Here is a 24,365-nt window from a genome sequence, read left to right on the forward strand (position 1 = left end):
TGCCAGCGATCCCACATCAGTGCCTTCTGGGTGTCGGTGTAGTAGATCCTTTTCCTGCGCTTCATCCGCAACACTCCTGCTGCCTACGCAGCTATCCGTGTGTTGCGTCGATCATATGAATCCGCGGCCAGAAGCAGACATCTGGCCGCGCCGCCCTAGGCTAAAGAGTCCTGAGCCAATCCACCGAGCGTTTCAGAGCGATCTGGCCTGCCTCCAATTCGAGGTCGAATTGATACTCGTGACCGAGCGGCGGTTGATGGCCCGCGGGAAAGAACAGCTCAGACACCTCAACGCCATGCTTCGCCAACTCACCGGAAAGCGCAACGGACTGAAGCCCCAGCGGATCCGCATTGCCTGCGCTAATAAAGGTCTTCGGGAAGGCCGAGGTCACATAGGGTGCGATGACCATTGACTTGAAGCCCGGGACATCGCGCCAATTGCGTTTCCCGCTGTAGGCCCAGGTCGTCGACTTGACGAACCAACCGAGAATGCCACCTCCGTCACCCATCTGCGTGACATCGTAGACACCGCAGTACAGCAGCGCGCCTGCTATCTGATCGGCAGACGTGCCAGGCGTTATGCCTAGCAGCCGCGCGTATTCGGAATTTGTCAGCATGGCTGCAGTCTGAGCGGCGATCTGTGATCCTGCGCTATCTCCCGCAAGGACGAGCTTGTCGGTATCTAGTCTAAGGGGCACAGAATTCGCGGTTAGGTATGCAAGCGCCTTATTGGCTTGTCGAATAGGCCCGGGATAAGCAGCCTCGGGCGCGACGGTGTAATCCACGTTGACTACCGTGAATCCATTGCCGGCGAGGATCTTTAGATAATTGGAGACGTCCTGTCTCCGGCCGGAGACAAATCCGCCACCATGGAACCAAACGATGGTGGGGCCGTTCTTCGATGAGCCGGCGCCACGATAGATGTCAAGCAGAGCATCCGGATCAGCGGAGTCGTAAGACAAACCCTCCTGAACTTGGACATCCCCAGGTACCTTCGGGGCAAGTGCCGCCGATGCTTCCTCCGCCCCCATGTCAAATACAGATCGGATGACCAGGACGCTTGGCCAGGGCGTTACGAAGACAACAACGATCCAGGCCGTCAGAAGCAGCAGAGCCGACGCTACGATCACCTTCTTCAGCATGACTGTGCTCCGAGGATACGAAATCAATCGGATGTCAGGAAATGATACTCCCGCAAGGCACCACTACTACACTTGGAAGCAGGAGGCCGTTCTTTCGCTGCGTACCTAAACTTGTGGCGAAGCAATGTTCCGCTCATCCATTCTTCGGGTGTCACGACGATATCCTGCCCATCGTAAGGTCCTCCGACAAGCAGCACGACAAGCGAGCGGCTTGCCATTCCAGACTCGGAGTGGGAGGAGGCGCCGCGCGCTTTGTCCTTGACCATGAGTCAGCCGAGTCCGCCGGTAAGGCTTCCGATGCCTGCTGTCGCCGCCATGGCCAGCGCCCCCCATAGCGTCACACGGAAAGCTCCACGAAGGAGAGAGGCGCCTCCCAAGTGCGCCGCAAGCGCACCCAACCCAGCGAGCAACGCCAGCGAGGCAATGCTTACCCGCCACTCAAGGTGATCAGTGCTCCAGACCAGTGCGATCACGATGGGGGGTGTAGCGCCCATGCAGAACGAGATCGCCGACGAAATGGCTGCCTGCAAGGGCTTGGCTCTAGTTTGCTCGTGAATGCCCAGCTCATCGCGCAAATGAGCCGATAGCGCGTCGTGGGCGGTAAGTTCAACCGCTACCTGCTTAGCCAGCGACTGGCTAAGCCCGCGCCTCTCGTATATTGCAGTGAGCTCGCGCAGTTCCGCGTCGGGCTCGGCGAGTAGCTCCGCTCTCTCTTTGGCGGTATCTGCATTTTCGGTGTCAGCCTGCGAGCTGACAGAAACGTATTCACCGGCTGCCATCGATAGGGAACCGCCCACTAACCCTGCAAGTCCAGCGATCAAGATGCTTTCACTGGACGAGCTAGCGGCAGCTACGCCCACCACAAGTGAGCTTGTAGATATCAGGCCATCGTTCGCACCCAGAACTGCCGCGCGCAGCCAGCCTGTCCGGTCGGCTCTATGCATCTCTCGATGGCGCATGGGTTCACTCCACAGCAAGCACGGGCTGATTCTTGCTCGATCATCGACCTTAGTCGTAACTGATTCCCGTTTGAAACTACGCGCCCTACCGGTCCCTATGTCCTAGACCGGAATGCCGAGAGCTACCGGTCTGTCACAACCCCGGCGGTCGCCTGCGGTCCACCCCGCGATTGCGATTAGCCGAGGCTGATTGAGCCTGCGTGCGCGACGCACCTCCTACACACTGGTAGGCCCTCTACTACGCTCACCAGGGGTACCTAAGCCCGAGGACGACCGCCGCAAGAGGGAGAAGATGTCATGAGCGTTTCATTCATGCACGGTGGTCAGCTGGCGAAGTCCAGTACGATCCGACCTTCGATTGCACCGGCACGCATGCGCGCGAATACGTCGTTGATGTTCTCCAGTCGATCGGTTGCCACCGTCGCCGACACCCTTCCCCTCGCGGCGAAGTCCAGCGATTCCTGCAGATCGAGCCGAGTACCGACGATGGAACCGCGCACGGTGATGCCATTGAGCACCATACCGAAGATCTCGAGCGGGAAGTGGCCCGGCGGCAGCCCGTTGAGCGACACGGTGCCGCCCCGGCGGACCATGCCAGTGGCCTGCTCGAATGCCTTCGGCGAAACCGCGGTGACGAGGACGCCATGAGCGCCGCCGATCTCCCTCTTCAGGTAGGCGACCGGATCGGTGGTCCTGGCGTTGACAGTGATGGCCGCGCCTAGGCGTGTGGCGAGATCGAGCTTGCTGTCGTCCACGTCCACCGCCGCCACGTTCAGACCCATCGCCTTCGCGTACTGCACGGCCATGTGGCCCAGGCCACCGATGCCGGAGACCACCACCCAGTCGCCGGGCTTGGTGTCGGTGACCTTCAGGCCCTTGTAGACGGTGACGCCGGCACAGAGGATCGGCGCGACCTCGACGAAGCCGATGTTCTTCGGCAGGTGGCCGACGTAGCCCGCGTTGGCGAGCGCATATTCGGCGAATCCGCCGTTGACCGAGTAGCCGGTGTTCTGCTGCGATTCGCACAGCGTTTCCCAGCCGCCGAGGCAGTGCTCGCAGTAGCCGCATGCGGAGTAGAGCCACGGGATGCCGACACGATCGCCTTCTTTCACGTGGCTCACGCCCGCGCCCACCGCCACCACGTGGCCCACACCTTCGTGGCCGGGGATGAAAGGCGGATTGGGCTTGACCGGCCAGTCGCCCTCGGCGGCGTGCAGGTCGGTGTGGCAGACGCCACAGGCTTCGATCTTGACCAGGATGTCGCCGGCTGCGGGACGCGGCACCGGCACTTCCTCTATTGCTAGCGGCTGACCGAACGCGCGTACGACCGCTGCTTTCATCGTCTTGTCCATGGTAGGGACTCCACTTTGGGGACACTCCACCCTACGCTTCGAGCTAGACGCAGGCGTTGATTGCGATCAAGTGGGGGCGCACATGCACAGTCCCGATATCCGCTTCTGGCCGAAAGCTTCTGGCCAATAGCCGACACCTAAAAGGTGTGGCTGCCCACGCGGACTATTGACAACATTCCATAGTTTCGGAATATTGGAATTATGGAAACCACCACCGCCCTGTCCGCCCTCAGCGCCCTCAGCCACGACACCCGCCTGGCCGCGTTCCGCGCCTTGGTCCAGGCGGGTCCCGACGGAATGGCCGTCGGTGCGTTGCGCGAGCAGTTGGACCTGCCGCCGGCCACGCTGAGCGCCCACCTCAATGTCTTGCGCGCGGCGGCGCTGGTCCGCGACGAGCGCGAGGGACGGGTCATCCGCGTCCGCGCCAACTACCTGCAGATGAATGCCCTGATCGCCTACCTGACCGAGAACTGCTGCGCAGGCGCTGCCGCATGCGGCCCCGCCGTGGCCTGCACCCCCAAGAACACCGGAGCACGCGCATGAACCGCTTCCACGTCCACCTCAACGTCACCGACCTCGACAGCAGCATCCGCTTCTATTCCGCGCTCTTCGCCACGCAGCCGGCGGTGGTCAAGGCCGACTACGCCAAATGGATGCTCGACGATCCGCGGGTGAACTTCGCCATCTCCACCACCGGACGCACTGCGGGCATCGATCACCTGGGCTTCCAGGTGGACAGCGCCGACGGCCTGGCCGCGATGGGCCAGCGCCTCGACGCGGCCGGCGGCAGCGTCGTGCCCGAGGACGCCACGATCTGCTGCTACGCGCGGTCGGACAAGCTGTGGACGGAAGACCCGCAGGGCACGCGCTGGGAAACCTTCCACACCACCGGCGCAGCGACCACCTACTACGCGGGCGATGCGGCGTGCGCCACCGATGGCACGGCCTGCAACCCCGATGCGGCATCGATGGCGCCGCGTCCGGTGGCCGTCGCCTCGTGCTGCGCACCGGCCTCCGGCTGCTGCTGAGCCATGGACCTGCGCGCCAGCACGTCCGACGACGGCACGGCGATCCGCGGCCTGCTGCAGGACAGCCGCCTGCCCGTCGATGACCTCGGCACCACCGTGATCGACTTCATCGTGGCCGTCGAAGACGCGACGCTCGCAGGCGTGGTCGGCATCGAACGCTTCGGCGATAGCGGCCTGCTGCGTTCGCTCGCGGTGCGGGCCGACCGTCGCGGCCACGGCATCGGCGAGCGACTCGTCGACGCGCTGGAAGCGCAGGCGTCGGCGCACGGGCTGCGGCAGTTGGTGCTGCTGACCGAAACGGCCGCGCCGTTCTTCGCCCGCCGCGGCTACGTCGAGATCGCGCGCGACCAGGCGCCTGCCGCGGTGCGCGCCAGCGCCGAGTTCCGCACCCTCTGCCCCGCGTCCGCCCTTTGCATGATCAAACCCCTGGAATCCGTGCCATGAAGCGCGTCCTGTTCGTCTGCGTCGAAAATGCCAACCGCAGCCAGATGGCCGAGGCGTTCGCGCATCTCCACGGTGGCGACCAGGTCGAGGCGCTGAGTGCTGGCTCGCGGCCGTCGGGACAGATCAATCCGAAGGCGGTCCGCTTCATGGCCGAGCTGGGCTACGACCTCACCACCCATGCCTCGACGGCGCTGGACGACATCGACGGCGCCTTCGATGCCGTCATTACCATGGGCTGCGGCGACAACTGCCCGTGGGTGCCGGCGAAGCGACGCGAGGACTGGGCGCTCCCCGATCCCAAGCATATGGACGACGACGGGTACCGCGCCGTGCGCGACGAGATCGCCGAACGCGTCAAGACGCTGTTGGCGTCGCTCTGATGTCGCTGGGCCGGAAGGTACTGGCCGAGTTCATCGGCACCGCGCTGCTGCTTGCCTGCGTGGTGGGTTCCGGGGTCATGGGCGTGAACCTGGCCGGCGGAAACGCTGCCATCGCGCTGTTCGCGAACGCGGGCGCGACCGCCGGCATCCTCTACGTGTTGATCGTGGTGCTTGGGCCGGTGTCCGGCGCCCACTTCAATCCGGTGGTGACGCTGGTCATGCGGTGGCGGGGCGAACTGCGCACACATGAGGCCTTGGCGTACGTCGTGGTGCAGATCGTCGCCGCCTTCGCCGGCGTGCTGCTCGCGCATGCGATGTTCGACCTGCCCCTGCTCCAGCCCGGCACCCGCATCCGGACGGGCGATGGCCAGTGGTTGAGCGAATGCGTCGCCACGTTCGGCCTGGTACTGACGATCCTGTTGGGCCTCCGGCATCGCCCGGCCGCGGTGCCCGCACTGGTGGCATCCTATATCTTCGCCGCGTATTGGTTCACGGCCAGTGCGTCGTTCGCGAATCCTGCGGTAACGCTCGCGCGCGCATTGACGCAGACCTTCGCCGGCATCCGGCCTGAGGATGTGGCGGGATTCATAGTGGCGCAACTACTCGGAGCTATGACAGCAGTACTAACAGCTTACGCATTGGCGCTGGGCCAGTTTGTGATCGCTAACGGTGACTAACGTCGGAACCATCTTTGCTTGTCTCACTGCCTCTACAGGGGGATAAATAGGAGTGTGTTCGCAGATCCGCTGGTCGGCATGCAATCCTGTTTTTCTGTGACATCGTGCATAGTCGCGATAGCTCGGGCTCTGTGTAAGCTCTCGACATCTGGTGATGTGCCTGGCCACGCCCTGTAGTGGTAGCGGGTCTTCAGTAATGATCGAGGTCGGATACTAACCGTCAAGTGATTTCTATCAGTACAAGGATGTGGCTCTGTGAGCACTCGTACCGAATTCAACGATGAAGACCTTCCCCCCGTCCTGCATCGCTTAATTGCGGAAGGCAGGCTAAGGGACTACGTGCTCATTGAACTGTATGCGACCGTCCCGTTCAGCATTGAGCGACTGGTGCAAATGAGGGTAAGCGAATTGTTGATGCGGTCCGGCGCATCAGATGCGCTCTGCATCGAGTACCGAGGGGCCGTGCGAAGAGTGCATCTTGATCGTGATGGCCTGTTCGCGATAAAGGCGTGGATAGAGCTGGCACGGCTTGAACAAACCGACTATCTGTTCCCATCGATGAGGTCAACGCATGGCCATCTGTGCTCAAGGCAGGCACGGAGGATCATCGATGCACAATTTCATCGTGCACAGGGGTTGGAAGCATCAGAAGGCGAAGGCTGGCAGCAGAAGTTGAAGAATGACTTCAAATGCAGACTGAGCCGCTGGCCTTGGGTTGAATGCGTAAGAGCGCAGTCGGGTGATCCCTGCGCTACACACTGTGAAGGTATGGCCGCACATGGGGGCCGGCGTCCTTTCAAGGTCCGAGGCGTACTCAAAGCTCGCCCAATTCACGGTGGCAATTGAGTATCATGGCACGCTCGTCAGCTGTTGACTCCAGCTGACATCGACTCCTGCGTATCTGAGCGGGCAACGAAATGTGCAAGCCACTGCGCGGCGAACTCCTCGGCGGGTATTGCGCGTCCGTGCAAATAGCCCTGCAACTGCTGACAGCCTGCATTGCGGAAAAAGTCCCTCTGTGCCGGTGTCTCCACCCCTTCGGCCACGGTGGTCAGCCCTAACGACATCGCCATAGCGAGAATGGCGGTGGCGATGGCTTCCCCCTCACCCGGCACATCCTGCACGAAGGCCATGTCGATCTTGAGTTTGTTGATCGGCAGGCGCTTTAGGTACGACATGGATGAATAGCCCGTGCCGAAGTCATCGATAGCCATCCGAAGTCCACGGGCACGCAATCGTGCCAGCTGGGCGACGGCAGCGTCGGCGTCCTCCATCAGGACGCTCTCAGTAACTTCCAGTTCAAGGCAGTGTGCCGGGACGCCAGTAGTCTTCAATACCTCGTCGATGTAGGAGGGCAAGGCCTCATCGCGGGTCTGCCTCACCGACAGGTTTACCGCCACCCTCAAGTAGCCGGAGCCCTGCGCGTGCCAGGCGGCGATCTGCCGACACGCCTCCCCGATTACCCAGCGGCCCAGTTCGATGATCAAAGGGCCCTCCTCGGCAATAGGAATGAACGTGGATGGCGGTACCGTGCCGAGTTCGGGATGCGTCCAGCGCAGCAGCGCTTCCGCACCTTGCAATTGACCGCTCTGCGCGCAGACTTGAGGCTGAAAGTGCAGAGCTAGCTGCTTTTTAGCGATTGCCAGACGCAGCGCATCTCGAATGCTGATTCGGGTCAATTGCGCCGCTTGTAGGCTCGGCGAAAAGACTACAAGTCGATTTCGACCCTCCCGCTTGGCGCTATACATCGCGGTATCGGCATTGGCCGCTAGTGTGTCGAGGCGATCGGCATCGTTCTGCCAGCGACTAAGACCGGCGCTGGCGGTCAACCCCAGGCTGATGCCGTCAACGGTAAATGGCTGAATGAAACGTGCAAGGATCATTTCTGCAAGGACGACAACCTCCTCGGTCGCTACCGGTCCCGTCAGCACAACCGCAAATTCATCACCACCCAGCCGGAACAGGCGTGCGGTGTCGGGAAGCGTCCGTGCAATGCGATGCCCGGCTTGGCGGAGGAGTTGATCACCGCCGTGGTGCCCTAGCTTATCGTTCACGTCCTTGAAACGATCCAGATCGAGCTGGATCAACACCAACGGTTGCTGGCGATCGCGACAGTCCTTCAGGTGTGTACTGAAGGCGTTACGGTTGTGAAGTCCGGTGACAACATCATAGTGCGCCAGATACTGCAGTTGGTCCTCTGCTTTGCGCATTCTTTCTCGCATGCGGCGCAGCAGTGGCAATGACAGTAGATAGGCGGCGAGGGACGCGATTATGAACGTGACAGCTAGGCTGGCCAGGCGTGTATAGGCACGCTGCATGTCCAGTTGCATTTCTATCGCGCCGACTTTCGTGTCTCGGAAGAAGATTGGTGCACTCACCACAATGCAGTCCCAGCGGCATGCATGTTCCTGATTCGCGGGCATACTTGCTTCAGGATAAGAGGCGACAATCTGTCCCCGCTGGTTGGTGACGTGAGCCCGTCGGACGTGGCTCAGGGCTGCCAGCGGCGCCAACGTCTCGTGTGCGGCTCGACTGTCATCGAACATCACGGCGGCGGCGGCGCCGGCCGCCATCACATGCGCCTGCGCCTGAGCATCTGCCACGTGCTCATGCCGGATGCTGATCCACTGCAGTACCATCAGCACGCTGCCGGCCAGGATCAGTACGACCAGGGCGGCAATCCGCGTACTACGTTGGGCAGCGATGGGAGTGGGCCCGGCCATATTCACAGTACTCGCCTCGCCAGGCGAAGCAACTGGCTGCTCAGCAGGATACGGTCGGATCGCGCACGCGCCACATCGACATCGAAACGTAGCTTGTTGCCCTCCCGCACCAGAGCCACTGCACTGGTGTGGTTGGGGAGCTGGCACGCGTCACAGATAACCAGCACGTCGGCAGCGGGGGTCACGGACGTCTGCGCGCCATGCACCCTGACGTCGCAATCACTTGGCATGGATCCATCAGTCACCAGCAGGCGACGTCCATCGAGGCGCTTAGCCTGCAACGTTCCCATCGCCGTGAGCAGGGCAGGGTTCATCTGCACGCAGATCGTCAGCGGGTCATCAGGCGGATGGTCCCACTGCGAGAAGGCGATGATGTTGTAGACAAAAGCGGCCTTAAGCGAATTCTCGTCGACCTGGGCGAAACATCCGCCCACTGTGGCCATTGCGGCCATGCCCGCAGCCAGCGCGGTGCGGAGGGACTTACTGCGGGGGCGCGCTGGCCGCCTTTCTAGAAGGTCCATCGGGCCTCCAGACGATACTCCCGGCCGCGACGGGGCACGACGTCCTGGACAAACTCGGGGCCGACCGGGTCCCCATAGCTCTCGTCGAGCAGATTGCGCACCCCCATCGAGACTGACAACGGCAAGCCGTCGGGCTGCCACGACAGGTGCGCGTTGACGGTCGTGTATGCCGGGAGGCTTCCATCCAAGCTCGCACGCGAGCTGACCCGCTGGGCACTTGCCGCGACTTTCCACTGATAAGGCAACGGCATTGACGCGGCCAGCCGGGTGATGCCTGTGGGCGCATTCACCGGACGTCGGGTCTCCGAGTCGCTGACTTCGCTGTAGGCATGGCTGGCGCGCATGCGAAAGCCGTTGTTCCCTTGGTACACGTAAGCCAACTCGGCGCCACGCGATGATGCATGCCCGTGGTTGGCCAGCGTCAGTACGCCATCCTCGACCTCAACCAGCGTGATCAGGTCGCGCAAGCGGTATTGATAAGCTGAGATGTCCGCCCGTCCACGTGCACCCACGGCCCTGCTGTAGTGCAGTTCGGTAGTCTGCATGTGCTCTGCGCCAAGCGCGGGGTTGGCAAACTGCGCGCTCTCTTCGGCATCGACTTGGTAGTAGCGCTCGTAGGCATTCGGCGACCGGTACGACTGGCCGGCTATCAGCTTCAGGACAGTGCCCTCCTCGGGCGTGGCAATCAGCGCAAATCGGGGACTCAACCGCCATGTGCCTGCGTCGCTCTTGTCGGCTCGCAGACCTGAATTGACGCGCAAGCGATCTGAGAGGCGGATATCGTCATCCACGAACACGCCCCATGTGGACATGTTTTCACGCGAGTGCAGATAGCTGATTCGGGGATCAATATCGAAGTTGCGTTGGACGACGCCTTGATCAACCGTTGCTTCCACACCAGCCACCACGGTATGGCGCTGGCCAAACCTGGCCAAAACCTGTCCACCTACGACCACCGAGGTGCCGGTTGCGACATCGCGATTTAGATAGGGGCTTGCGGGGTCATATACGTAGTCCCCGACGTAGCGATAGTCCACCACGTCAAGTCGAACGCTCGCTTCTTGTACCTCCTGAAAGCGATGTGTGTACGCTGCGCCAAATGTGATCCAGCGATCCTGCACCTGTGCGCCTGGTGTGGCGAAGGCTTGGTCGTAAGGTGCAACGGGATCTTCTTTGCGCCGGTCGCCGGCTACCAGTTGGACAGAAAGGTCTCCCTTTGCATGGTGCGCGAAGACCTGACGGACACGTTCATCATCTTGGTCTCTAACCACCCCACCCGAGGGCGTGTCGCCCCACTCTGTAAAGCGTAGCGTGCGACCTTCAGAGTGGTAGCGACGTGCAGAGAGCAGCGTTGTGCTGCGGTCTGACGATGCCAAGGGTAGAGTGAATTGAGCATCGGAGGTGCCGTAGCTACCTACTGCCATCCGTAGCTCCCCGTTACCAAAGCTTCCCGTATCCTTGGTCAGTACGTTGATGACACCGAAGAAGGCATTGGAGCCGTAGAGCGCCGATCCTGGGCCTGGTGCGTACTCGATACGTTCGACCAACGACATATCGAGCGGGAACTCTGCGCCCACTGGACTCTGGCTATAGACGGGGTCATTGATTCGGTGGCCGTTAATGAGCAACAGAAAGCGAGTGTCATAGTCACCGGCGCGCAGGTGCCCACGCGCACCCAGGTAGGTATAGAGACCGGTGTCGCTTACATAAAGGCCAGGCAGGCTGTCCAACGCCTCGGCGAGGGTGCGCCACCCATGCGCGCGAATATCCTGAGCGGTGATGACTTGGACGCTCGAAGGCGCTTGGGCCACTGTCTGCTGGAAACGCGTGGCAGTTACGATCTCAACCTGCAGGAGGTCTTCGAGCGACATGTCCGTCAGATCATCCGGCGTTTGCGCGCGGGCGCCCAGCGCGATCATCGGTATCAGGCAAAGCCCCGCAAGCGCGCCCCTGCGCGCCCCTGCGCTACGCGTGGCGGACAGGGTCATGGCGGGTAACGCATGAAACATGGCGGACGGGCAGTAGTTGGTCTGGGGATTTATCGGCAATCACCGCGGCTACTTGATTCGCCCATTCATCGACGTGAGCAGCGTTGGAGACTCGCGATGTTTGCAGATCCAAATGGGAATGTTTTGCATTCGCCTCTACGCGTCAACCTAACTCCGCTTTCCGTCTAGCGTGTGGACGCTTCTATGCTTTCGCTGAGCGCTTCCCATGACGGTTGTCTACGCCTCATGCCACTTGTAGTCACGGCTATGGTGCGATAGAACTTCGGATACACGACGGGCGGGGGACCCGGCGCAATGAAGATGTTTGTACAGAACGAAGAGCAGATCACCGTGCGAACCGTCAAAACACGGGCGGCCGACGGCACGGACTTCTGGGAGGCCCGCTTCATCCTTGAGCTCGCGGGAGAGGCCAGATGGCATGGGGTGACGACCACCCCACACAAGTCGCGCGACGCGGCTGAGCGAGATGCTCTCGCTATGGCGCGCAGCAAGCAGTGGGCACCAGGGGCCTCGGCACATTTGACACCAGGATGTTGCTTGACCAAGAAACTTGAAGACTAGTGTTGGCACTCAGGATTATGGAGTGGACATCCGGAGTTTCTTAGCTAGCTAGGGCGCGCTAATTGGGTCAGGAGTTGCAGCGCAAGGGGCTGTTTGTGGGAAGGTACGCGCCGGAACCACTGCAGGCATTGGGCTTCCAGGTCATTGCATGCCTGCTCACTAGGTTTGCGTGGTGCCTTGCGGGGTCGACGGGCACGTGCTGTACCACGCCCGGTGGCCAGCCACTCAAAACCCACGCCGGTGATATCGGCAATCTGGGTCAAGTGCGCCATGCTCGGATTGGTGCCGCCGTGCGCACGCTCCCATTGCGCGACAGCGCTACGGTTGACTCCCACGCGCTGGGCCAGCTGAGTTTGTGTCAACGAGGCTTCTGCGCGAGCGCTTAGAATACGCACTGACATTGGAGTGGACATAGGTATCGCCTGATAACGACCCGCATGGATACCCATGGCGCGGCTCAACGGGACAATAATCCGACCCTATCAAGCGGAACTGCCTAAGTATCGTGACATATGTCTAGAACTCACCTAGGTCTCCAGCGAATGCGTTGCCGCAAGTTGATCGCGACGATGCCGTGCCTACGGTAGCCGGTGACTGACCGGATACCGTTGCCCGCTACGCAGGCGAAGGTCGTACGCAGCAACGACGGCAGTCGTATCGACGTGCGGACGAAGGGTCGGGCCTTCCCGACGAACATTCTGTCCTTCGTGCGGGCGATTCAGAACTGGCCGACCGTATTGAGTACGCCGCGAAGTTCTTGCGAATGAGCTGCGATGAAGCCGCTGCCACTGGATTCTGATTTCGGCAGTGGGGTTGCATTCGGGGAGAGGGTGTCTGCTTCTGGCCGGCAGAGCACTCTCGAGCCCGGATGCGTGTCGGCAAGTAGAGATAGTGCAGCCTCCACGTAACTAAGCGCTGACGTGCAGCTTGAGCCTGCCCCGAGAAACCTGCACGCGCCACTACCTGGCGATTGGCGCCAAGGGAATCGCACGGACCCGCAAACAGCGCTGCTGGCGTGTTGACCAATTGAGCAAGAGAAGCGCGTGCTATGCACGTGCTCTTCACTGGCCCAGGCGCTTGGTGGGGATGCTTGTCCACGGCCATGCCAATCCCAACCTTCAGCACCTCACTCCGGAGTCGCCCATGCACGTGCCAGCCTTCAAGCGCAGGCTCAATTCGAGCCTGCGCGCACTAGGCCTCCTGCTCGTCGTTGCGTTCTCGTTGCCCAGTCATGCCGCACACCTGGAGCACGTCGCCAGCGTTGAAGGCACCATCACCGACGTTACGTCGCAACGCATCCTGTTCTTCGTCATCGAAGACGGGCGTCCGGCGCTGAAAGTCTTCAACCGCGTGAGCGGAAGCGTGCGCACAGTGCCAGACCAGACCGGCCATACGCCTGGATACGAGAAGTTGACGGCCCGCGGCGTGATGTACGGCATCACGGAAGATGACGAGACCTCGGTATACGAGTGGAACGGGAGCGCGACGCCGGTCTGGAACGACGGAACGCCACGTGGCATGCGTGTCAGTCCAAACAACAAGCGCTACATCATTTGGCCCGCCTGGCGCCCCGGACGCTATCTCAACCTACGCGACGTGATACTTTACAAGGACACCTTGATCGGCAGCGGCCGGGTCGCTGATTTCGCCGATGTAGGCGATACGGGCGAGGTCGTGTTCACCGAAGGGCCTGCGCCTTACAACGTGTTCCGGTTCCGGGCTGGGCAGACGGTGCAACTGACCCATAACGTCACCTACTCGAACTTTAATCCGCTGACGGACGGGATCAACGTCGTGTATCGCAAACAAGTATCCGAGACGGCGTCCCGCATCGTCATGTACAACGACAGCCTGGGCGAGGTCGTCCTGCGCGACGCCAGTGCCGACCATTTCACGCCACGGGCGGATTACTTGCCGAGCAACGGGTGGGTTGCTTTCACCCGAGTCAACGCGGTGGGTGGCACCGCTCTCCGCCAAGTATGGCTGCGTTCGCCGCAGGGGCAGATGACGGCCGTCTCTCCGGCTAGCGCCGATGCATCCATCGCTGCCGTAGCGGGCGGACAAGTGATGTTCGTCAGTGACGGATACTTGTTCCTGAGCCGGCCTGGCGCCAAGCCCGTGCTGGTCGCGCCTTTTGCCGCAGGCACCGGCAGCGAATGGCTACAGGGAAACTGGTACGTCTATTTTGGCGGGGGTCTGTATCGGGTAGCACTCTAGCAGCTGCATCGGTTATCAAATGTCCGCTTCGGGTCGGAAGCAGCCATTCGAACGAGCACGTCTGCCCAGGCCAAGAGCGAACGTCATAGAGCTTCATGGAGCTAGCCATCACGCGAGAGCCCTCTCGTACCGTACGCCCTGTCCTCGCTCGAGCGATCAGAACCCCGTAGCCCGCTCCAGCACGAAGGCATCGAATCGGGCCGCCTCAGGCGCGAGAAGCTGCCGGTCGATCGCGGCAGTGAAATCCGACGCAAATGCGGATACATCGAACTGCCGGAATCTCCGCTTCTGGAGAACCTCGACGACATCGTGCTTCAGTGCATACGCAAGCATGCGCCTTCGCTCCGCATGAGACGCGCCAACGAAGTCCGAGAGCCTAAGCATGACGTCGACATAGAGGGCCCGCTCTTTCCGCGCGTATCGGATGCGCCGCGTGAAATTCAGATCCTCGCACCTGCACATGACGACGATGCAAAGCGAATCCAAATCCGAGCCGTAGTCCTTGTACTCGAACACTGGTGCCAGCGCGAGCGTCCGCATCGCATGGTCTAGCTTCGCTTCCCAATTGCAGTCAGCGGCAAGCCGAACGTCCATGTCAGGATCCTCCCAGTTTCCCTACGCAATGCCCTTGGATAGCTGTACTCGCCCAAGCGCACAGGCATCGTGGACGGCAAGCGTGGTCGGTACGGGATAGGCCCAGCCACCGGCCTTCCACCACGACTCCGCAAGCCATCGTGAAAGCAGCGAAGCCGCCAGTCGAAGACCGGGGAACGCGTCGGATGCGACAAAGTATTGCTCGTCGATATCCGCTAGATCGGCGAGGCCAAGCTCAAGCTCAAGCGAGCGGCCCGGGAAGAGGCGCGGGTCGATGTTGTCCACCTTGTTGTTCTTGCCGCGCCAGTAGACCCAGACACTCGGTGCTCCACCGCACTCGTCCAAGAATACCTCAAGGTTCGCCTCGTCTACGCCATGCACGATTGGCACGGCCAGCAGGTTCCGCAGCCTGCTGATGGCCTGGTCTGAAAGCTGGTCCAGCTTGCGCTGGTACATCGCGGCGAACTGATCCTGGTTCAATCCATATGGAACCATCGTCGACACCTTTCGACTTTAGCGCAGGAGCCCTGCGCCCGGTCGCACCATGCGCTTGGCACGCCGTGGGGCTACCTGTTATGCCGTTGAAGCTTAAGGCGGGCGCCGCAGGCCTACAAGTCGGCTTAGGGCGCTGCAGCAGCATGGCTCAGGAGCCGCTCAGTCTGCTTCGGGTCGAGAGCGCGCATCACTTCGCGCTGTTCGCTTGGCTCAACAGGGACTGCGCCCACGCCCTCATCTCCTCGTGAGGAATCGTCCGGCCAGCATCCACATCGGCCAGTCCAGCCAATGTACGCTGATGCTTCTCTTCATCCGTTAGCACTGGCAAGCATGCAAATAACTCGTTACCGCGCAAGTCCATACCTAAGTCCCGCTTAAGGTCACCGATCACTATATCGCATGGCAAAAAAGATGAGAGGTGGCCACGTGATTGCAGACTGGCATGGGATAACGACCGCTATCGGCCAGAAGCGGACATGGAACGACCGAGCGCGGCGTCGCCTATCCTTGCGGAACGCCCGTCATGTTGGGCAGGTGATGGGCGACACCCTTGTGACAGTCAATGCAGGTCTTCTTGCCGGTGCCGAGCCACAGCTTGTGAACCTGCGCGGCGCGGGAGCCCTGCCGGGTCAGGTCCATCGAGTCGTAATCGTGGCAGTTGCGGCACTCCAGCGAATCGTTAGCCTTAAGCCGGTTCCATTCGTGTGTCGCCAGGATCAGACGCTCGTCGAGGAACTTCTCGCGCGTGTTGATCGTGCCGAAGACCTTGCCCCAGACCTCCTTCGACGCCTGCATCTTGCGCGCGATCTTGTCGGTCCAGTTGTGCGGCACGTGGCAGTCGGGGCAGGTGGCGCGCACGCCCGATCGGTTGGTGTAGTGGATGGTGGTCTTCAGCTCCTCGAACACGTTGTCCTGCATCTCGTGGCAGCTGGTGCAGAAGGCCTCCGTGTTGGTCGCCTCCAGCGCCGTGTTGAAGCCACCCCAGAAGACCACGCCCGCCAGGAACCCCGCCACCGTCAGGAAGCCCAGGCTGTAATGCCGGCTGGGCAGCCGCAGCGTGCGCCAGAACCCGAGCCCCGTCCGCTTCATCCGTGACCACATGGGCTACTCCTTCGCCGTCGGCGGCGTCGACAGCACACTGTCGATATCACGGAACTGGTTGGCGACCAGTACCGGCGCATCGGTCTGCACCACGTGGCACTGGTTGCAGAAGTAGCGGCGCGGCGAGATCGTCGCCAGGAACTGGTCGTCGCGGTCCATGTAGTGGGTCACGCTGACCGGCGGCGCCTGGAAGGTGGCCGCGTTCGCCCGCGCATGGCACAGCATGCAGCGATTGCTGTTCTTGTCGATCTGGTAGCCGTCGATGGCGTGCGGAATGGTGGGCGGCTGCATCGGATAGGCGCGCACACGCTTCAGGTCCGCGTTCTCCACGTGTGCCATCGGCGGTGGATGGCCTTCCTGGTCGATCGGCACGCCGCGGCGGATCGCGTCGATCTGGCCCGCGCCCGGCACGAACACCGCGCGCGCATCGACCGGCGTGGTGGCGACCTCCACCGGCGCCTCGTGCTTCGACGGACGACCGACCATCCATCCGGCCACGAACACCAGCGCCATCAGCGCCACCGTCAGCCCCACCGCGATCCAGAGATGCTTGTTGTGCATGACGAAGCTCCTAGGCGGCGACGACCTTGACCGCGCACTTCTTGTAGTCGGTCTGCTTGGAGATCGGATCGGTCGCGTCCAGCGTGACCTTATTGATCAGCTGGCCGGCGTCGAACCAGGGGACGAAAATGACGCCCTTGGGCATGCGGTTTCGACCGCGCGTTTCGACCCGCGAGCGCATCTCGCCACGTCGTGACGCGACGATGATCTCGTCGCCGCGCTTGAAGCCGCGCGCCTTCGCGTCGTCGGGATTCATGAACACCACGGCGGCTGGAAAGGCCTTGTACAGCTCCGGCACGCGCATTGTCATCGAACCGGAATGCCAGTGCTCCAGCACGCGTCCGGTCACCAGCCAAAGGTCGAATTCCTCGTCCGGCGATTCGGCCGGCGGCTCGTACGGCAGCGCCCAGATCACCGCCTTTCCATCCTTGTTGCCGTAGAACTCGAAGCCCGCCCCCGGCTTGACGTACGGATCGGCGCCCTCGCGGTAGCGCCAGCGCGTCTCCCGGCCCTTCACCACCGGCCAGCGCAAGCCGCGGGCCTTGTGGTAATCGTCGAACGGCGCCAGGTCGTGCCCATGGTCGCGCCCGAAGGCGGCGTACTCCTCGAACAGTCCCTTCTGCACGTAGAACCCGAACAGCGCGGACTCGTCGTTGGCGTAACCGCGCTCGATCTGCTCTGTGGGGAACCTGTCCACGTTGCCATTGCGGTAAAGCACATCGAACAGCGTCTTGCCCTTGTACTGCGGATTGGCCGCCAGCAGATCGGCAGGCCAGCATTCGTCGGTGGTGAAGCGCTTGGAGAACTCCATCAGCTGCCACAGGTCGGATCGCGCCTCGCCCGGCGCCTTCACCAGCTGGTGCCAGAACTGCGTGCGGCGTTCCGCGTTACCGTACGCGCCCTCCTTCTCCACCCACATCGCCGCCGGCAGGATCAGGTCGGCCGCCTGCGCGGTCACGGTGGGATAGGCGTCGGAGACGACGATGAAGTTGTCCGGATTGCGGTAACCCGGCCAGGTTTCCTCGCGCAGGTTGGCCGCCGCCTGCATGTTGTTGTTGACCATCACCCAGTACGCGTTGAGCTTGCCGTCCTTCAGCGCACGGTTCTGCTCCACCGCGTGGTAGCCCACCTTGGGATTGATGGTGCCGTGCGGAATCTTCCAGATCTCCTCGGCATGTTTGCGGTGCTCGGGGTTGGTCACCACCATGTCGGCCGGCAGACGATGGCTGAACGTACCCACCTCGCGCGCGGTGCCGCAGGCCGACGGCTGGCCGGTCAGCGAGAACGGGCTGTTACCCGGCGTGGCGATCTTCCCGGTCAGCAGATGGATGTTGTAGACCATGTTATTGGCCCATACGCCGCGTGTGTGCTGGTTGAAGCCCATGGTCCAGAACGACATCACCTTGGTCTTCGGATCGGCGTACAGCTCTGCCAGTTGCTCCAGCCAGCCACGCTCGGCGCCGGTCATCTCGACCGCCTTCTCCAGCGTGTAGGGCGCGACGAACACGGCGAAGTCCTCGAAGCTGATCGGCTGCCCGCCGTTCGGATCCTTGGCATTCTTCGCCTTGACCTCCAGCGGATGCTCCGGCCGCAGGCCGTATCCGATATCGTCGTTTCCACGCTTGAATGTGGTGTGCTTGCCGACGAAGTCCTGGTTGACCTTGCCGGTGCGGATGATGTGGTTGGCGATGTAGTTGAGGATGACCAGATCGGTCTGCGGCTTGAAGATGATCGGGATGTCGGCCAGTTCGAAACTGCGGTGCTCGAACGTCGACATCACCACGACCTTCACGTGGGGATGCGACAGCCGGCGGTCGGTGACCCGCGTCCACAGGATCGGATGCATCTCGGCCATGTTCGAGCCCCACAGCACGAACGCGTCGGCAGCCTCGATGTCGTCGTAGCAACCCATCGGCTCGTCCATGCCGAACGTGCGCATGAAGCCCATCACCGCCGACGCCATGCAGTGGCGCGCATTCGGGTCGATGTGGTTGCTGCGGAAGCCCGCTTTCATCAGCTTGTTGGCGGCATAGCCCTCGAAGATCGTCCACTGCCCGGAGCCGAACATGCCGATGGCGTCGCTGCCCTTCTCCTTCAGAACGCGCTTGAACTGCGCCGCCATCACGTCGAACGCCTCGTCCCATTCGACCGTGGTGAAGTCGCCCTCCTTCGCGTAGACGCCGTCCTTCTTGCGCAGCAGCGGCTTGGTCAGGCGGTCCGCGCCGTACAGGATCTTCGACAGGAAGTAGCCCTTCACGCAGTTGATGCCGCGGTTGACCTCGGCGTGCACGTCGCCGTGCGTGGCGACGACGCGCCCGTCCTTCACCGCGACGTTCACGCCGCAGCCGGTACCGCAATAGCGGCACGGGGCCTTGTCCCACTTCAGGGTGGCCAGGTCGCCCTCGGTGACGACGTTGCTGCCGCTGCCAGTCAGCGGCAGGCCCGCGGCGGCGGCGGCGGTCGCGAGCGCGCTGTGGCGGATGAAGTCACGACGTGTGCTCATGGACATCTCCAGTCACCGACACGATGGACAGGGAAGGAAGCGGCTGGTCGAGCTCGTGCGCCGGTTCGGCGTGGTGGTAGACCAGAAGCACGTTGAGCACGCCCGGTAAGGACTGCAGCTGGTCCACGCGCTCCATCACCGCATGACGGTCGGCGGACTCGCAGATCACCACGCTGCGCGTTTCGCCGCACAACGCGAGCTCAAGATCGTCATGCGCATCGATCATCCCTGCCAGCGCCGCGGCAGCGCTGTCGCGATGCTGGATGACGAAGCTGGCGATGTGGACTTCGGCGTCAGGGCCGGAACGGCTCATGCGATGGCCTCCATGGCAGATGCGTGCGTCATTGAAATGGCGTCCACGGGACAGGTGCCGATGCAGGCACCGCAGCCGGTGCACGCATCGACATCGACTGACGCCGCGCCGCGCGCCGCAGCTGGCACGTGGATGGCAGCAGCAGGACAAACCTCACGGCAGCTCGCGCAGACCACGTCGTGCGCGGACAGACAGGTGTCGGCGACTTGCGCGTACAAGGTCCAAGGGGCATCGAGGGTCGACAGGAAGGCCTGACTGTCGCACGCCGCGACGCAGTCGCCGCAGAACGTGCACTCGCCGGCGAGCGCATCGAAGCGCGGCAGCCCATCGTCGCCACGGACCAGCACGCGCTCGGGACACCCGCGCACACAGGCGTCGCAGCGCGTGCACGCATGGGCGAACTCAGGTTCGGGCTTCGCCCAGGGCGGACGGAAAACGACGGCCTCCGGAACGGCCGCGTCGCGACCGAACAGTAGCGCGCGACGCGAGAGGGAGCGTGCGGCGTCCATCGCTCACGGACCTGTCGGCGGACCGGCGAACAGCACCTGCCACATCCACACGAGGAAGCCGTATCCCGCCACGATCAGCACCGCTGCCAACGGAAAGATGACGGCCGTCAGCAACAGGAACGCGATGCGCTCCTGCTTCTTGCTCGCAACGGCTGTTCCTTCGCTCTGCTCCATGTTGCCTACCTTGCGGGTGGGTACTGGCGCGACGATGCTGCGGCCGCAGGCTAGCACATTCATGTGGCAGGCCACGGCCGGCCATCGGCAAGGGGTGTTTCAGGCGCTGGCCCGGAGGGCAGCCCATTCTTCCGGTGTCTTGCAGTCGCGAAGTACGCCTTACCACGGCGCGGAAGGCAGCGGCAGCGCCTGCAACAGCTGCTGCAAGGCACGCAACGAACGCTCACGCCCGGCACGATCACCGATCTCCTCGATTACGGCGCGGACCTCGTCGTCGAGCCGCAAGGCCATCGGCAGCATTTGGTCTTCCACACAGGCGCACGCAGCAGCGCCTTGTCGGTTTCCATCCGCGGCGAGCGTCCGCCAGCGAGCAGCACGGCGCGCCATTCGGACGTCATGCCAGGCTCCACGAGGGAGGATGCAGGTGGCCGTGGCCGTGCACCTGGACACGCGTACTGGCTTCGACGCAATCAGGCTCAGTCGGCAGCGTGATCCAGACCGAGGACTGCGAGAACGGCAGCAGACGGAAGGAGGCCTGCGTACGGGCGACGCATGCCTGCAGACGCCCGCCAGCATCGCAGTGCAGTGCACCGTGGAAGACGGCATGCAGGCCCGCGCGCTTCGCGCATGCCGCGGCCAACGGCAGCCAGCGCTCAGGTTCCGGCGCCATGCCCAGCCACGCACGCAGCAGCGGCTCGACGAGGAAGCGAAAGCCGACCGCGGTCGACAGCGGATTGCCCGGCAGACCGACGAACATCGGACCCTCGCCCAGGCGGGCCGCGAACACCGGCTTGCCAGGTCGCATCGCCACGCCGTGGAATAGCTGCTCGGCCCTTCGCGCATCGAGCGCGGAAGGAACGAAGTCGTAGCAGCCCTTCGATACCGCGCCCGTGCTGACCACGAGATCGACGCCGTCGGCGAGCGCGGCATCCAGCACCGCATGGAACGTCGCCCCCTCGTCGCCGACACGCATGACGCGGATCACTTCGGCACCCGCGGCTGTCGCTGCCGCCGCGAGGTACGGCGACGTCGCATCATGGATACCGCACGGCGGCAGCGGCTCGCCTGCCGCGACGATCTCGCGCCCCGTCGCCAGCAAGGCCACGCGCGGGCGCCGTGCCACATCGACCGTCCCGATGCCCGCCCCGGCCAGCAGCATCAGCTGCGCGGCCTCGAACTGGGTGCCGCCTTGAAGCAGGACATCGCCCGGCCGCACATCCTCGCCACGACGACGGATGTTCGCGCCCGCAGACACCACGTCCAGCAGACGGATGCGTTCCGGCGCAGAAGTCGGAAGGCGCTCTATGCGCTCGACCGGCACGACGGTGTCGGCGCGCACGGGCAACGGCGCGCCCGTCATGATCTCCCACGCGGAAGCGTCGTCCTCGGGCGGCGATTCGCCGGCGCCGATACACGCGGCAATGTCCCATTCGCTGCCCGCCGCCACGGTGAGGCCGCCCGACGCCAGCGCCACGCCGTCCATCGCCGCATTGTCGAATGGCGGCAGCGCGACAGTGCTGGCGATATCGCGGGCGAGCACGCGCGTGGAGGCATCGCGCAGCGCGACGCGTTCCGTACCCCGCAGGCCCGCACCGTCCGTGAGCCGTGCCACTGCCTCGCGATAGCCGATCACTGCATCTCCCTGTCCTCGCTGCCTGACGCGGGCCCAGCCTAGTGCCCCGGCCGACGCTTGCCAATCCGGAGCGGAGCGTCGCCACCGCTTCACGACGCTGAAGCCTGCGGCGGTGCGTCGCAGCGGATTGACCCATGTCAAGGACAGCCTGCCGTCGCCTGCCTAGGCTGTCCCCATGGCCAGTCTGTCTTCCCTGTTCGATCCCGAATTACTGCGGCGCTACGACATGCCGGGACCGCGCTACACCTCGTACCCGACTGCACCGCAGTTCTCGCCCGGCTTCCAGGAGGCGGACCTGCGCGAAATGGCGGCGGTCAGCAACGGCGATCCGATCCCGCGGCCGCTGTCGCTGTACCTGCACATCCCGTTCTGCACCAGTCCGTGCTTCTACTGCGGCTGCAACCGCATCATCACCCGCGACACCGCGCGCGGGGCGTCCTACCTCACCCGCCTGTACCGGGAGGTGGCGATGAGCTCGGCGCTGTTCGACCGCGATCGCGACGTGGAACAGGTGCACTTCGGCGGCGGCACGCCGAACTTCCTGTCGCCGGCGCAGATCGCCGAGGCGATGGACGTGCTACGCCGGCACTACTCGTTCGCGCCGGCGTCGCGACTGGACTGTTCGATCGAGCTGGATCCGCGCTTCATCACCCCGGACGAGGTCGGCGAACTCGCCACAGCCGGCTTCAACCGCGCCAGCCTGGGCGTGCAGGACTTTGATCCCGACGTGCAGCGCGCGGTCAACCGCATCCAGGGCGTCGAGCAGACGCTGGCGATCATCGAGGCCTGCCGCACGCACGGGCTGCGGTCGGTCAACGTTGACCTGATCTACGGCTTGCCGAAGCAGACGCTGGCCGGCTTCTCGCGCACCCTCGACATCACGCTGCAGGTACGTCCTGACCGACTGGCGATCTACAGCTACGCACACATGCCCACGATGTTCCGCCCGCAACAGCGCATCAACGCCGACGAGTTGCCGGCGCCGGAAGAAAAGCTGGGTCTGCTGCAATGCGCGATCGACAAGCTCGGCGAGGCCGGCTACCTCTACATCGGCATGGACCACTTCGCCCTTCCCGGCGACAGTCTGGTCATCGCGCAGCAACGCGGTGGCCTGCACCGCAACTTCATGGGCTATACCACGCACGCCGAGAGCGACCTGGTCGGCCTGGGGGTCAGCGCGATCAGCCATATCGGCCCGAGTTTCAGCCAGAACCCGCGCGACCTCGGCAGCTGGGAGCTGGCCATCGACCAGGGCCATCTGCCAGTGTGGCGGGGCATGCGGCTGGAAGAAGACGACGTGATCCGCGCCGATGTCATCCAGCAGCTGATGTGCCACGGCACGTTGGACTACCGCGATCTCGGCCGCCGCCACGTGATCGACTTCACCCAGTACTTCGCCGACGCCCTCCAACGGCTGCGACCGCTGCAGGACGACGGCCTGGTGCAGCTCGCGGCCGATGGCCTGCGCGCAACCTCGCGCGGGCGTTTGCTGTTGCGTATCATCGCCATGTGCTTCGACCGCTACCTGCCCACCGCCGCAGCCTCGACGCCCCGCTTCTCGCGCACGGTCTGACCTTCCCGGGAGTGTCCGCATGACCTCGCCGCTGGTCTTCCCGCGTACCGACGCGAGCATCGTCGCCGACGACGGCGATTCGCTGACGTTCTGCTCCACCTGCGCGTTCTCGCAGGCCTGCCTGTCCGAGGGCATGGACAAGCGTGCGCTGATGGACCTGCACGTACTCGTCGAGCACGTCGGCCCGCTGCGCGCCGGCGAGCACGTGTTCCGCGAGGGCGACCCGTTCGGCGCCATCGCCGCGGTACGCGCCGGCACGGTGAAGACCTACCAGATCGACCGCAACGGGCACGAACAGGTGCTCGGCTTCCACCTGCCCGGCGAGGTCATCGGGCTCAACGCGATCCACGGCGACCGCTATCCGTGCAACGCCATCGCACTGGATACGGTGATGCTGTGCCGGTTCTCGTTTCCCAAGATCGCGATGCTGGCCACCCGCCTGCCCAACCTGCAGCAGCACCTGTTCAAGCTGATGAGCCACGACATCGGCGTGGCCTCGCTATTCGCGCGCGACAACACCGCCGATGAGCGCATGGCGGCCTTCCTGATCGGGCTGTCGCGACGGCTGGCCGCGCGCGGCTTCTCGCCACGCCGCTTCCAGCTGACGATGGCCCGCACCGACATTGCCAATTACCTGCGCCAGGCGCCGGAAACCGTCAGCCGCGTGCTGCGCCGGTTCGAAACCGATGGCCTGCTGCACATCAAGCAGCGCGACGTCGAGATCCTCGACCTGCCCCGCCTGGAAGCCCTCGCGCTGAACGTGCTGCGGGATTGAGGCGCGGAGTCTCCTGTAGGAGCGACGTGAGTCGCGACCGCACGGCCCGGTTGTCGACCTACTCCACGAATACCGGAGAAGCTCCCGTCGCGACTCACGTCGCTCCTACAGAAAGCAACTCC

Annotated in this window: 26 protein-coding genes; 9 read left to right on the forward strand and 17 right to left on the reverse strand. The window is 63.3% G+C overall.

Annotation, left to right across the window (positions count from 1 at the left end; all coding sequences use genetic code 11):
* Nucleotides 1–160 precede the first annotated feature (160 nt).
* The 3 genes from IB225_RS20020 to adhP form a co-directional block, all read right to left on the reverse strand.
* On the reverse strand, nt 161–1,141 hold the full coding sequence (locus tag IB225_RS20020; RefSeq protein ID WP_192314747.1) for an alpha/beta hydrolase: 981 nt from the start codon (nt 1,139–1,141) through the stop codon (nt 161–163).
* Between the two features lie 269 nt (nt 1,142–1,410).
* Nucleotides 1,411–2,100 (reverse strand): VIT family protein, encoded by a 690-nt coding sequence (locus tag IB225_RS20025; RefSeq protein ID WP_192314750.1) that lies wholly within the window; start codon nt 2,098–2,100, stop codon nt 1,411–1,413.
* A 323-nt stretch (nt 2,101–2,423) separates the two neighbouring features.
* The gene (gene adhP, locus IB225_RS20030; protein ID WP_192314754.1) at nt 2,424–3,452 is read right to left on the reverse strand and encodes an alcohol dehydrogenase AdhP; all 1,029 of its coding nucleotides are present in this window, start codon (nt 3,450–3,452) and stop codon (nt 2,424–2,426) included.
* Nucleotides 3,453–3,653: 201 nt separating this feature from the next.
* Between adhP and IB225_RS20035 the strand changes: the two genes are divergently transcribed.
* The 6 genes from IB225_RS20035 to IB225_RS20060 all read left to right on the forward strand — a co-directional run bounded on the left by IB225_RS20035 (nt 3,654) and on the right by IB225_RS20060 (nt 6,827).
* A complete protein-coding gene (locus tag IB225_RS20035; RefSeq protein ID WP_093297163.1) occupies nt 3,654–3,995 on the forward strand; it encodes a metalloregulator ArsR/SmtB family transcription factor in 342 nt (113 codons plus the stop codon).
* The gene (locus IB225_RS20040; protein WP_192314757.1) at nt 3,992–4,480 is read left to right on the forward strand and encodes an ArsI/CadI family heavy metal resistance metalloenzyme; all 489 of its coding nucleotides are present in this window, start codon (nt 3,992–3,994) and stop codon (nt 4,478–4,480) included. The genes IB225_RS20035 and IB225_RS20040 overlap by 4 nt, the downstream gene beginning before the upstream one ends.
* Before the next feature lie 3 nt (nt 4,481–4,483).
* Nucleotides 4,484–4,924, forward strand: a complete 441-nt coding sequence (gene arsN2 / locus IB225_RS20045) for an arsenic resistance N-acetyltransferase ArsN2 (protein WP_192314760.1) — start codon at nt 4,484–4,486, stop codon at nt 4,922–4,924.
* The gene (locus IB225_RS20050) at nt 4,921–5,304 is read left to right on the forward strand and encodes an arsenate reductase ArsC (RefSeq protein WP_192314764.1); all 384 of its coding nucleotides are present in this window, start codon (nt 4,921–4,923) and stop codon (nt 5,302–5,304) included. Before arsN2 ends, IB225_RS20050 begins: the two co-directional genes overlap by 4 nt.
* On the forward strand, nt 5,304–5,981 hold the full coding sequence (locus IB225_RS20055) for an MIP/aquaporin family protein (protein WP_192314766.1): 678 nt from the start codon (nt 5,304–5,306) through the stop codon (nt 5,979–5,981). The genes IB225_RS20050 and IB225_RS20055 overlap by 1 nt, the downstream gene beginning before the upstream one ends.
* Nucleotides 5,982–6,236: 255 nt before the next feature.
* Entirely contained in the window at nt 6,237–6,827 is a 591-nt protein-coding gene (locus tag IB225_RS20060) for a hypothetical protein (protein ID WP_192314768.1), read from the forward strand.
* A 17-nt stretch (nt 6,828–6,844) separates the two neighbouring features.
* On the opposite strand, the gene IB225_RS20065 is transcribed toward IB225_RS20060, so the two are convergent.
* The 4 genes from IB225_RS20065 to IB225_RS20080 all read right to left on the reverse strand — a co-directional run bounded on the left by IB225_RS20065 (nt 6,845) and on the right by IB225_RS20080 (nt 12,244).
* Complete coding sequence (locus tag IB225_RS20065) at nt 6,845–8,704, reverse strand: EAL domain-containing protein (protein WP_225584187.1); 1,860 nt, start codon at nt 8,702–8,704, stop codon at nt 6,845–6,847.
* A 2-nt stretch (nt 8,705–8,706) separates the two neighbouring features.
* Complete coding sequence (locus IB225_RS20070; protein ID WP_192314772.1) at nt 8,707–9,156, reverse strand: YfiR family protein; 450 nt, start codon at nt 9,154–9,156, stop codon at nt 8,707–8,709.
* Between the two features lie 56 nt (nt 9,157–9,212).
* Nucleotides 9,213–11,213, reverse strand: coding sequence for a TonB-dependent receptor (locus IB225_RS20075; RefSeq protein ID WP_192314774.1), 2,001 nt, complete (start codon nt 11,211–11,213; stop codon nt 9,213–9,215).
* 626 nt (nt 11,214–11,839) lie between these two features.
* Nucleotides 11,840–12,244, reverse strand: coding sequence for a helix-turn-helix transcriptional regulator (locus IB225_RS20080; protein WP_345776656.1), 405 nt, complete (start codon nt 12,242–12,244; stop codon nt 11,840–11,842).
* A gap of 694 nt (nt 12,245–12,938) precedes the next feature.
* On the opposite strand from IB225_RS20080, the gene IB225_RS20085 reads away from it, so the two are divergent.
* The gene (locus tag IB225_RS20085) at nt 12,939–14,012 is read left to right on the forward strand and encodes a hypothetical protein (protein ID WP_192314776.1); all 1,074 of its coding nucleotides are present in this window, start codon (nt 12,939–12,941) and stop codon (nt 14,010–14,012) included.
* A gap of 156 nt (nt 14,013–14,168) precedes the next feature.
* Here IB225_RS20085 and IB225_RS20090 read toward each other — a convergent pair whose 3' ends face one another.
* The 10 genes from IB225_RS20090 to IB225_RS20135 all read right to left on the reverse strand — a co-directional run bounded on the left by IB225_RS20090 (nt 14,169) and on the right by IB225_RS20135 (nt 21,895).
* Nucleotides 14,169–14,606 carry a hypothetical protein gene (locus tag IB225_RS20090; RefSeq protein WP_192314778.1) on the reverse strand — a complete coding sequence of 146 codons (438 nt, stop codon included), beginning with the start codon at nt 14,604–14,606 and terminating at the stop codon, nt 14,169–14,171.
* Nucleotides 14,607–14,627: 21 nt separating this feature from the next.
* The gene (locus IB225_RS20095) at nt 14,628–15,086 is read right to left on the reverse strand and encodes a hypothetical protein (RefSeq protein WP_192314780.1); all 459 of its coding nucleotides are present in this window, start codon (nt 15,084–15,086) and stop codon (nt 14,628–14,630) included.
* 516 nt (nt 15,087–15,602) lie between these two features.
* A complete protein-coding gene (locus IB225_RS20100) occupies nt 15,603–16,202 on the reverse strand; it encodes a NapC/NirT family cytochrome c (RefSeq protein WP_305076870.1) in 600 nt (199 codons plus the stop codon).
* Between the two features lie 3 nt (nt 16,203–16,205).
* Nucleotides 16,206–16,763, reverse strand: coding sequence for a nitrate reductase cytochrome c-type subunit (locus tag IB225_RS20105; RefSeq protein ID WP_192314782.1), 558 nt, complete (start codon nt 16,761–16,763; stop codon nt 16,206–16,208).
* Nucleotides 16,764–16,773: 10 nt separating this feature from the next.
* Nucleotides 16,774–19,266, reverse strand: coding sequence for a periplasmic nitrate reductase subunit alpha (napA, locus tag IB225_RS20110; protein WP_225584183.1), 2,493 nt, complete (start codon nt 19,264–19,266; stop codon nt 16,774–16,776).
* On the reverse strand, nt 19,250–19,579 hold the full coding sequence (locus IB225_RS20115; RefSeq protein WP_192314789.1) for a chaperone NapD: 330 nt from the start codon (nt 19,577–19,579) through the stop codon (nt 19,250–19,252). Before IB225_RS20115 ends, napA begins: the two co-directional genes overlap by 17 nt.
* Entirely contained in the window at nt 19,576–20,088 is a 513-nt protein-coding gene (gene napF, locus IB225_RS20120; protein ID WP_192314793.1) for a ferredoxin-type protein NapF, read from the reverse strand. The genes IB225_RS20115 and napF overlap by 4 nt, the downstream gene beginning before the upstream one ends.
* 3 nt (nt 20,089–20,091) lie before the next feature.
* On the reverse strand, nt 20,092–20,325 hold the full coding sequence (locus IB225_RS20125; RefSeq protein WP_225584184.1) for a periplasmic nitrate reductase, NapE protein: 234 nt from the start codon (nt 20,323–20,325) through the stop codon (nt 20,092–20,094).
* A 96-nt stretch (nt 20,326–20,421) separates the two neighbouring features.
* Nucleotides 20,422–20,562, reverse strand: coding sequence for a hypothetical protein (locus IB225_RS20130; protein ID WP_192314797.1), 141 nt, complete (start codon nt 20,560–20,562; stop codon nt 20,422–20,424).
* Between the two features lie 94 nt (nt 20,563–20,656).
* Nucleotides 20,657–21,895 carry a molybdopterin molybdotransferase MoeA gene (locus IB225_RS20135; protein WP_192314800.1) on the reverse strand — a complete coding sequence of 413 codons (1,239 nt, stop codon included), beginning with the start codon at nt 21,893–21,895 and terminating at the stop codon, nt 20,657–20,659.
* Nucleotides 21,896–22,070: 175 nt separating this feature from the next.
* On the opposite strand from IB225_RS20135, the gene hemN reads away from it, so the two are divergent.
* Nucleotides 22,071–23,468: an oxygen-independent coproporphyrinogen III oxidase gene (gene hemN, locus IB225_RS20140; protein ID WP_192314803.1), complete on the forward strand. Its 1,398-nt coding sequence runs from the start codon at nt 22,071–22,073 to the stop codon at nt 23,466–23,468.
* Between the two features lie 19 nt (nt 23,469–23,487).
* The gene (locus IB225_RS20145; RefSeq protein ID WP_192314806.1) at nt 23,488–24,243 is read left to right on the forward strand and encodes a cyclic nucleotide-binding domain-containing protein; all 756 of its coding nucleotides are present in this window, start codon (nt 23,488–23,490) and stop codon (nt 24,241–24,243) included.
* Nucleotides 24,244–24,365 lie beyond the last annotated feature (122 nt).

The sequence above is a fragment of the Pseudoxanthomonas sp. PXM02 genome, assembly GCF_014851805.1.
Classification (GTDB): domain Bacteria; phylum Pseudomonadota; class Gammaproteobacteria; order Xanthomonadales; family Xanthomonadaceae; genus Pseudoxanthomonas_A.